7 protein-coding genes and 1 tRNA gene are annotated in these 8,852 nt (G+C 64.9%); 6 read left to right on the top strand and 2 right to left on the bottom strand.

Annotated elements, in window-relative coordinates:
- Positions 1 to 161 precede the first annotated feature (161 nt).
- A tRNA-Asp gene (locus tag E8F20_RS26285) sits at positions 162 to 238 on the top strand.
- 224 nt (positions 239 to 462) lie between these two features.
- Here the strand turns inward: E8F20_RS26285 and E8F20_RS26280 are convergent.
- Together E8F20_RS26280 and E8F20_RS26275 are read right to left on the bottom strand one after the other, a co-directional pair.
- The gene (locus E8F20_RS26280) at positions 463 to 1,500 is read right to left on the bottom strand and encodes an AraC family transcriptional regulator (protein ID WP_280286360.1); all 1,038 of its coding nucleotides are present in this window, start codon (positions 1,498 to 1,500) and stop codon (positions 463 to 465) included.
- Entirely contained in the window at positions 1,497 to 2,429 is a 933-nt protein-coding gene (locus E8F20_RS26275) for a hydrolase (RefSeq protein ID WP_280286359.1), read from the bottom strand. Before E8F20_RS26275 ends, E8F20_RS26280 begins: the two co-directional genes overlap by 4 nt.
- 204 nt (positions 2,430 to 2,633) lie before the next feature.
- Here E8F20_RS26275 and E8F20_RS26270 point away from each other — a divergent pair, with 204 nt between their 5' ends.
- The 5 genes from E8F20_RS26270 to E8F20_RS26250 form a co-directional block, all read left to right on the top strand.
- Positions 2,634 to 4,670 carry an NADPH-dependent 2,4-dienoyl-CoA reductase gene (locus E8F20_RS26270; protein ID WP_280286358.1) on the top strand — a complete coding sequence of 679 codons (2,037 nt, stop codon included), beginning with the start codon at positions 2,634 to 2,636 and terminating at the stop codon, positions 4,668 to 4,670.
- A gap of 247 nt (positions 4,671 to 4,917) precedes the next feature.
- Complete coding sequence (locus E8F20_RS26265; protein WP_280286357.1) at positions 4,918 to 6,288, top strand: chromosome partitioning protein ParA; 1,371 nt, start codon at positions 4,918 to 4,920, stop codon at positions 6,286 to 6,288.
- 69 nt (positions 6,289 to 6,357) lie between these two features.
- On the top strand, positions 6,358 to 7,323 hold the full coding sequence (locus E8F20_RS26260; protein ID WP_280286392.1) for a pyridoxal-phosphate dependent enzyme: 966 nt from the start codon (positions 6,358 to 6,360) through the stop codon (positions 7,321 to 7,323).
- A 4-nt stretch (positions 7,324 to 7,327) separates the two neighbouring features.
- Entirely contained in the window at positions 7,328 to 8,434 is a 1,107-nt protein-coding gene (locus E8F20_RS26255) for a cyclic nucleotide-binding domain-containing protein (protein ID WP_280286356.1), read from the top strand.
- Positions 8,435 to 8,661: 227 nt separating this feature from the next.
- Positions 8,662 to 8,852 (top strand): hypothetical protein (locus tag E8F20_RS26250; RefSeq protein ID WP_280286355.1); only part of this gene is annotated, 191 nt, incomplete at its 3' end.

Here is an 8,852-nt window from a genome sequence, read left to right as displayed (position 1 = left end):
GTTAGAATACCGGCCTGTCACGCCGGGGGTCGCGGGTTCGAGTCCCGTCCGCTGCGCCATATTCCCCATGTTCGAGGTGCTCGAGCATGAGGCGGCAAGGTCCACAGGGCCAGGTCGCCAGACGATGCAAAGGTTTCACCGGACGCAAGTCCAACCGACACGCAGCGGTAGTTCAGTCGGTTAGAATACCGGCCTGTCACGCCGGGGGTCGCGGGTTCGAGTCCCGTCCGCTGCGCCATACAGAGAAGCCCTCAGGTAGCAATACCTGAGGGCTTTTTCTTTGCCCCGTATTAATTTTTCGGTCACCTGGAATCGTTACATTCTTGGCATGTTCTTTGTTTCCAATACCCCTGTTGATGTCAGGAGGAACTAAAGATGGACGATTACCAGGAAGAACTTCTCGATTTCCACGCTACCGAGCAAGATCCGGTAGAGCCCGCCGAAGACGCCACCGAAATGTGATCAGCCCGCTTGGCGTTGGGCGCGGCGGAACTCGCCCGGCGTGCTGCCGCTCCAGCGCTTGAAGGCGCGTTGGAAGGCTTCTGCCGAGGCGAAGCCGAGCAGGTACGCGATTTCGCCGAAAGCCAGTTCGGTGTCGCGGATGTAGGCCATGGCCAGGTCGCGGCGGGTTTCATTGAGGATGGCGCGAAACTGGGTGCCTTCTTCGGCCAGCTTGCGGCGAAGGGTCCAGCTGGGCATCTGCAGGCGCGCTGCCACTTCTTCCAGGTCCGGCTCGCGCCCGTGCAGCAGCGGCCCCAGCAATTGGGTGATGCGCTCGCGCAGGCTGCGGGTGCGCGTCAGCTGTTGCAGCTCCCCTTCACAGATATCCAGCAATTGTCGCCAGGTACTCGGGCAGTGTTCTCGGCCACGTTGTGCCAGCGTGTTCTGGGAGAGGCGCAACTGGTTGGCGCCGGCCTCGAACTCCACCGGGCAGCCGAAATGCTCGGCGTAGCGCTCGGCGTAGTCCGGCGCGGGGAACTCGATTTCCACCTTCTCTATGCGAACGTCAGCGCCGACCAGTTGGCTCAGGTAGCTCTGCCAGCCCGCCAGCACCGAATCCACCACGAAGCGGTTGTAGGCGTTGTAGGGGCTGATGGAATAAAAGCGCAGCCAGGCGCCCTTGCTGTCCTCGTGGAAGCTCGACTGGCCTCGGTAGTTGCTGGCGTAGAGCAGTTCGAAGCGGGTCAGGGCGCGAGCGGCCTCGCGCAGGTTCGGTGCCTGGCTGGCACAGACGCCGGCAAGTCCCAAGTGGCCGAGGCGGCTCAGGCGGCCCATGTTCAGCCCCAGTGCGGGATTGCCGCTGAGCTGGATGGCAGCGTGACCGAGGCGCATATAGCGCGGAATTGACAGGCGGCCGTGAGGTTCGGCGAATCGGGCGGCATCCAGGCCGAAGCGCTCCAGCAGTTCCGCAGGGGATTGGCCGCTCTGTTCCAATGCTGCCGCCATGCCGTGGACGAAACTCACGGAGAGATCGCCCAGCTTGACCCGCTGCGCTTTCATTCCTCCTCCAGCCAGGCATTCAGCAGGTGGCTGCCCGGCGCCTCGCTGGCTTGTCGCGTGTTGCTGGGAGTCAGCTCGCTACCGGCGGGTGAGTTGTGCAGGGGCCAGAGGCGGCCGCGCAGGAACAGGATTTCGCTGGCGGTGGTCTGGCCGTCGCTCAGCGTCACACGGCTGTGCGGATAACCCCCGCTCCAGCTGCGAGTGATGGTTACCAGGCCGCTGCTGGTGTGCAGGGTTTGCTGCGATTCACTCCGGGCGCTCTGCGGCCAGGGCTGGCTGAACGGCTCGTCCAGCAGAAGGCCGTCTGGGGAGAAGGCCAGCGCCAGGTTGTAGAGAGCCCCATGGCCGCTGCGCAGCTTGCCTTCTTTGAGGTAGGGCGAGGGCAGGAGGATGGAGCCAGCCAGGATGGTCACCCGGTATTCACTGGCGAGGCGGCTAAACAGCTTCTGGTAGTCCCGCGCCATGCGCCGGGCCTTGGCCCGCAACAGGGCTTCTTCCAGGTCCTGGCCCTGGAGGAACAGGCGACCGAGCAGGGTGGGATGGCTGAGCGTCAGCAATCGGCCACCCTCGGCAAAGGTGCGGGCCTGGTAGAGGTTGTGTTTCTCGTCACGCAGCAGCAACCAAGTGCCGATGTGGTCGGGCAGTGCGACAACGGTCTTGTCGTTGAGCAGGCCCTGGGCACGGGCATGGTCGAGGGCTGCGGCCAGCTTCATGCGCAGCAGGTCCGGGTCGCGGTAATCGCTTGGGTAGAGCGCCGGCCGAATTGCGAGCAGATTTCCGCGTGCGCTGGCGGTCCCCACGTCGCTGGCCAGGCTGGCGCGTAAATCAGACAGGTAGTGGGCGCGAGGCCGCTCACCGGTCCATACCGCGTAGGCGGTCAGGCAGCTCACCAGGATGGCGGCGATCAGGGGCGTCAACAGCTTGCGCATGGAATGTCCGGGGCGGAGGAATGCCGATCAGGGTAGGGGACAGGCTGCCGATTGCCAAGGGTGGCTGTCAGTTTTGATCAGTAACTTGTCAGTTCTGATCATTGAGCGGGCGGTGGCGGCTCTTTATCGTCTGCCCCACAACCGATCCCGACCCTCTGAGGTCAGGGGCATTCCGCGATTAGCACCGCCTGCTGTGGAGGAATCATGACCGCCGCCCGTTACCCGCATCTGCTCGCCCCCCTCGATCTGGGCTTCACCACCCTGCGCAACCGCACCCTGATGGGCTCCATGCACACCGGGCTGGAAGAGAAACCCAACGGCTTCGAGCGCATGGCCGCCTACTTCGCCGAGCGCGCCCGTGGTGGCGTGGGCCTGATGGTCACCGGCGGTATCGGTCCGAACGCCGAGGGTGGCGTTTATGCTGGCGCTGCCAAGTTGACGACCGTGGAGGAGGCCGAGAAGCACAGGATCGTCACCCGTGCCGTGCATGAGGCAGGTGGCAAGATCTGCATGCAGATTCTCCATGCCGGCCGCTACGCCTACAACCCCAAGCAGGTCGCGCCGTCGGCCATCCAGGCCCCGATCAACCCCTTCAAGCCCAATGAGCTGGACGAAGAGGGCATCGAGAAGCAGATCCAGGACTTCGTCACCTGCTCGACGCTGGCCCAGCAGGCCGAGTACGACGGCGTCGAGATCATGGGGTCCGAGGGGTACTTCATCAACCAGTTCCTCGCCGCCCACACCAACCAGCGCACCGACCGCTGGGGTGGCAGCTACGAGAACCGCATGCGCCTGGCGGTGGAGATCGTCCGCCGCGTTCGCGAGGCTGTAGGCCCGAATTTCATCATCATCTTCCGTCTGTCGATGCTCGACCTGGTGGAGGGCGGCAGCACCTGGGACGAGATCGTTACGCTGGCCAAGGCCATCGAGGCTGCCGGCGCCACCATCATCAACACTGGCATCGGCTGGCATGAGGCGCGCATTCCCACTATCGCCACCAAGGTGCCGCGTGCGGCCTTCACCAAGGTCACCGCCAAGTTGCGCGGCGAGGTTAAGATTCCGCTGATCACCACCAACCGCATCAATACCCCGGAAGTGGCCGAGCAGGTCCTGGCCGAGGGCGATGCCGACATGGTGTCCATGGCGCGCCCGTTCCTCGCCGACCCGGACTTTGTCAACAAGGCTGCCGAGGGTCGTGCCGACGAGATCAACACCTGCATCGGCTGCAACCAGGCCTGCCTGGACCATACCTTTGGCGGTAAGCTGACCAGTTGCCTGGTCAACCCGCGTGCCTGCCACGAGACCGAGTTGAACTACATCCCGGTCGCCCAGGCCAAGAAGATCGCCGTGGTGGGCGCCGGCCCAGCCGGCCTCTCCGCTGCCACCGTTGCCGCCGAGCGTGGCCACAGCGTGACCCTGTTCGACTCTGCAGCCGAAATCGGCGGCCAGTTCAACGTGGCCAAGCGCGTACCGGGCAAGGAGGAGTTCTTCGAAACCTTGCGCTACTTCAAGCGCAAGCTGGAAACCACGGGTGTCGACCTGCGTCTGAACACCCGTGTCTCGACCGACGACCTGGCTAGGGGTGGTTATGACGAGATCATCCTGGCCACTGGCATCAGCCCGCGCACGCCGGCAATCCCCGGCATCGACCACTCGAAGGTGATCAGCTATCTGGACGCCATCCTCGAGCGCAAGCCAGTGGGCCAGAAGGTGGCGGTGATCGGTGCCGGCGGTATCGGTTTCGACGTGTCCGAGTTCGTCACGCACCAGGGAGAGGCCACCAGCCTCAGCCGCGAAGCCTTCTGGAAGGAGTGGGGCATCGACGGTGCGCTGGAGGCTCGTGGCGGCATTGCCGGGATCAAGGCCCAGCCGCATCCGGCGGCGCGCGAGGTGTTCCTGCTGCAGCGCAAGAAGTCCAAGGTGGGCGACGGTCTGGGCAAGACCACCGGCTGGATCCATCGCACTGGTCTGAAGAACAAGCAGGTGCAGATGCTCAACTCGGTGGAGTACCTCAAGGTCGACGACGCCGGCCTGCACATCCGTGTTGCCGAGGGCGAGCCCCAAGTGCTGCCGGTGGATACCGTGATCGTCTGTGCTGGCCAGGACCCGCTGCGCGAGCTGCATGATGGCCTGGTGGCTGCTGGCCAGAGCGTGCACTTGATCGGGGGTGCCGACGTCGCGGCTGAGCTGGATGCCAAGCGCGCGATCAACCAGGGCTCGCGCCTGGCGGCCGAACTCTGACCCTTTCCACCGCCCGGTTTTGCACCGGGCGGTGCTCCCACCCGCTCCAACCACGTCACACTTTTGCCTTGCCGTTGGTCAGACTGGCCTCGACGGCGGGGCACTGCCAACCCAGTCACATTGCTCGACGGCTAATATCCCCTAGACTTTTCTAAAGTCCGGATCAGTGTGTGCGGACGTAAACCCTACGCCGCCAGGCCCCATCAACGCCCGCCGTGATTCACCGCGCAGAGCCAGAGGTAGAGCGATGAGCATGCTGAAGAAGCCGCAACAGGCGGAAGCCGTCGTGTTCTTCAACGACCGCGGCATCTGCAAGCAGATGCTCTACTCGGAGTTCGAAGCCATTCTCGACGGTGTGGTCGGCCTGCCTGAGTTCGCCGACTGCCAGATGCATCTGGCCTACGTGATGATCAGTCCGCGCCTGCAGGTGCGTGCGGTGGTTTTCTTCTACCTCGACTTCGATGAAGACGGACGTGCCGATACCGGCTGGAACCTGCCGCTGCGGCAATTGGCCGAGCGCTCCGGACGGGGTCCTGACTTGGGGGCCGGTCCCATTCGCCTGGCCTGTCGCAGCCAGTGTCCGGTCTCCTGGCAGCAAATGCACCTCTGGGACCCGAGCCTCAACGCCGATCGCAACGACCTGGCACTGCTGCGCGATGCCATCAAGGGCAACAGTCTCGGTTTGCTGGTGGAGGAGGAGCTGCCCAAGGTGCTGGATGCCGACCGGCTGCAGGTGGCATCGGAAGATCGCTGGTACGCCCCGCCGGAGATCACCAAGGAGATGGCCGAGCAACTCGCGGAGAAGATGGAAAAGGAGCACCGCCTGAAGACCGCCCAGTTGGTCCGCCAGCAGCGCCTGCGCCTGAGCTCCCTCAGCCAGCAGAACGAAGAAGCCATCGCACAGGTACGCCAAGCTGCCGACCAGAGCAACTCGGCGCTGCAGGAGCAGATTCGCACCCTGCAACACGCGCTGCGTCAGCAGGAAGAAGTCAATGCCGGCTTGCAGGCTCAGCTCGATGGCGAGTTGGAGCGCTTCCAGGCCAGTCGAGAGGAAATGAACCTGCAACTGCGCGCCCTTGAGCGCCACGGGCGCACCGAGGCGGATATCCTTCGTGCCCAGTTCGAGAGCGAGCTTCAGGCTCGGGTCGCCTCGGCCGTGGCCGAGTACCGCGAGCAGCTCGCCATTCGGGATGTCGAGTTGGCCTATCGCGATCAGTTGGACGCCCAGTTACAGGCCGAGGTCAATCGCCTGCGCCAAGAGTGCGAGGCGCTGGAAGGCCAGTCGGGGCAGCTGATGCTGGAGCGCCTCGCTCAACTGGGTGTGGTGTTTGTGGTTTATCACCCGGGAGCCGGTCACCTGACCATTCCGCTGGCCGATATCTCCCGCTATCAGGGCAACCCTCTGGCTTACGCCGCGGCGAAGTGCTTCGTGTCCGAGAACCAGTACCGCCAGTGGCTGGCCCACTATCAGCAACCGACGTGCGAAGCCAGCTTGCCCAATGGAGATCGTTGCAGCATGCCTATCGATCGGGTCGAGGCGCCCAGTCGCTTCGTTGTCGGCGAATCCAACTGCTGCCCCCGACATCGGGCGGGAGGGCGACTGCGCACTGCTGGCTGAGCGGACTCGCGTACGCGCCTGACTTATCCTTGCGCCCCCGAACGGACGCCAACGGACCCGACCTTGCCTCTGCCCCTGCCTGACTGGAACCCCCACGCAGCCCTTGAACCCTTGCGCCTGCCATGGCTGGCCGCTGCCGGGCTTGAGTTGGCCGTACTGCGTCTGGATGCCTTGGACCCGCTGGTTTCCGGCAACAAGTGGTTCAAGCTGGCTCCCTATCTGGCGCAGGCCGCGCAAGCGGGCGCCGAGGGCGTGATCAGCCTGGGTGGCGCCCATTCCAACCATCTTCATGCCCTGGCCGCTGCTGGTGCCCGTTTCAATTTCCCAACGGTGGGCCTGCTGCGCGGCGAGTGCCAGGACACGCCGACGATTCGAGATCTCCGGCATTTCGGCATGACCCTGCACTGGCTGGGCTATGGCGGCTACCGCGCGCGCCACCAGCCGGGTTTCTGGGCGTCCTGGCTGCAGCGCTACCCACGCTACCAACCGGTGGCCGAAGGCGGTGGTGGTCTGACGGGCGCACTAGGCTGCGCCGGGTTGGTGGAGATGATCCGCGGGCAGTTGGCGGCCATTGGTTGGGATGACTACCACAGCCTCTGGACAGCCGCCGGTACGGGCACCACCCTCGCCGGGCTGGTGCTGGGCGAGGCGGGTAGGCGCCCGGTGATTGGTGCCCTCGCGGTGCCCTCGGATCACGGCGTCGCTGAGCAGGTGCGCGCTATCCTCGGCGAGGCCGGTTGCGCAGACCAGGGATACCGGCTGATCGACGCCAGCCGCGGTGGTTTCGCCCGGCTGGATGCTGATCTCGCGCGCTTCACGCTGGACAGCGAAAGGGACGGAGGCCTTACCCTGGAGCCCCTCTACACCGCCAAGGCCCTACTGGCCATCCACGCGGAGGCACAAGGCGGTCGCATTCCGCCTGGTAGTCGACTGGTGCTGCTCCATACCGGTGGCCTGCAGGGACGGCGGGCCCTGCAAACTGAACTGTTGCGGCTGGCTGACTACACTGCCCGGGCAGTGGATGCACAAGGATGACTCCATGAGCGAACCCCTGAATCCCCAGCAACTGCGCAGCCTGGTCCCGCTCAACGCGTTGACCGATCCGCAGTGGCGTGAGCTGCGCTCGCAGCTGGTGCCTCAACCGCTGCTGGCGGGGCAACTGCTTTTCCGGCGGGGCGACCAGGCGCGCCTCACCTGGTACCTGTTATCCGGCGAGCTGCTCCTGCGTGATGTCGAAGGCATCGAGACGCGCCTGGAGGCGGGAAGCGAAGCCAGTTGCCACCCGGTTTCCCCGAGCCTGCCGCGCCTGCATGAAGCCCTGGCGTTGCAAGACTGCTCATTGCTGGCCATCGACAGTGCCACCCTGGCGCGTCAGTTGACCTGGAGTTCGACCCACCAGGACCTGCTGCTGGAGAACAGTCTGGACGTCGACAGCGAATGGCTTGAAGCACTGCTGGCCAGTCCATTGCTGGCCAAGGTGCCGCCGGCCAATGTGCGCAGCATGCTGGAACGCCTGCGGCGCGTGGAGCTGCCTGCGGGCAGTCAGGTGATGGGGGAAGGGGAGGAGGGCGACTGCTGCTACTTCCTGCAGTCCGGCCGGGCTGAGGTCATTCGTGGTGCGGGCAGCGAGCAGCAACTGCTGGCCGAACTGGAGGTGGGGGCTTGCTTCGGCGAGGAAGCCCTGTTGGGGGAATGTCCGCGCAACGCCAGTGTCACCTTGCTGGAGGACAGCGTGCTGCAGCGGCTGGACCGAGCCGATTTCCTCGCGCTGCTGAAAGCGCCGGTGGTGGATGAAGTCAGTCTGGGGGAGGCGGTGCGCCTGCTGGGCAATGGCGGCCAATGGCTGGATGTGCGCCTGCAGGACGAGTACGAACGCGCCCATGCGCCCCAAGCGTTGAACATGCCCCTGCACCTGTTGCGTCTGAAGGCACGGCTGCTGGACGGCGAAGGCACCTACCTCTGCTATTGCGACAGTGGCAAGCGCAGTGCCAGTGCGGTGTTCACGCTCTCTCAGCTGGGCTTTCGTGCTTACGCCCTGCGCGACGGCCTGGATGCCTTGCCGGCGCTGCAACGGGATGCATTGATCAGCGAAACCGGTGCGGGCTACCTGGCCCGGTCCGGCGGCCGAATAGAGCGCAGCCGCTGAGTTGCTCTCCAGTCGGGCCACCAGCCGGATGCTCTATCTGACCGCTTTGCTGGGACTGAGACTTCGCTGACCTTCAGAGGATTCTCACAATTCCCCCTGATGCCCAGCCCTTCTCCCGGCAGCATCAAGCGCCTTTTCCGCGCTCCTTTTCGACCCGGTCCTATAGCCGCGCCATGAACGTGGTCGGCATTCTCCTGAGCCCATGCTGCGCCAGGAGGCCCACCCGCATGCTCGACGTACCCCGCCCCTTCTTCGATCACAGCCGCCACAAGCTCCAGGTCGACGGGCTTGACGCCGCACTCGACGTGCTGGCCTTCCACGGCAAGGAAGCCCTCAGCCAGCCCTTCACCTACCGCATCGAGTTCACCTCCGCCGAGCGCGATCTGCCCGCCGACCGGCTGCTCGGCCAGGCCGCGCA

This window comes from Pseudomonas sp. BN415 (assembly GCF_029871195.1).
Taxonomy (GTDB): Bacteria; Pseudomonadota; Gammaproteobacteria; order Pseudomonadales; family Pseudomonadaceae; genus Metapseudomonas; species Metapseudomonas resinovorans.
Note: the sequence above shows the minus strand (reverse complement) of the source record. Positions and strands in the feature narration are given on the sequence as shown.

Coding starts and splice junctions, on each gene's coding strand:
- E8F20_RS26280 (WP_280286360.1), bottom strand. CDS start 1,500: ATGAAAGCGCAGCGGGTCAAGCTGGGCGATCTCTCCGTGAGTTTCGTC.
- E8F20_RS26275 (WP_280286359.1), bottom strand. CDS start 2,429: ATGCGCAAGCTGTTGACGCCCCTGATCGCCGCCATCCTGGTGAGCTGC.
- E8F20_RS26270 (WP_280286358.1), top strand. CDS start 2,634: ATGACCGCCGCCCGTTACCCGCATCTGCTCGCCCCCCTCGATCTGGGC.
- E8F20_RS26265 (WP_280286357.1), top strand. CDS start 4,918: ATGAGCATGCTGAAGAAGCCGCAACAGGCGGAAGCCGTCGTGTTCTTC.
- E8F20_RS26255 (WP_280286356.1), top strand. CDS start 7,328: ATGAGCGAACCCCTGAATCCCCAGCAACTGCGCAGCCTGGTCCCGCTC.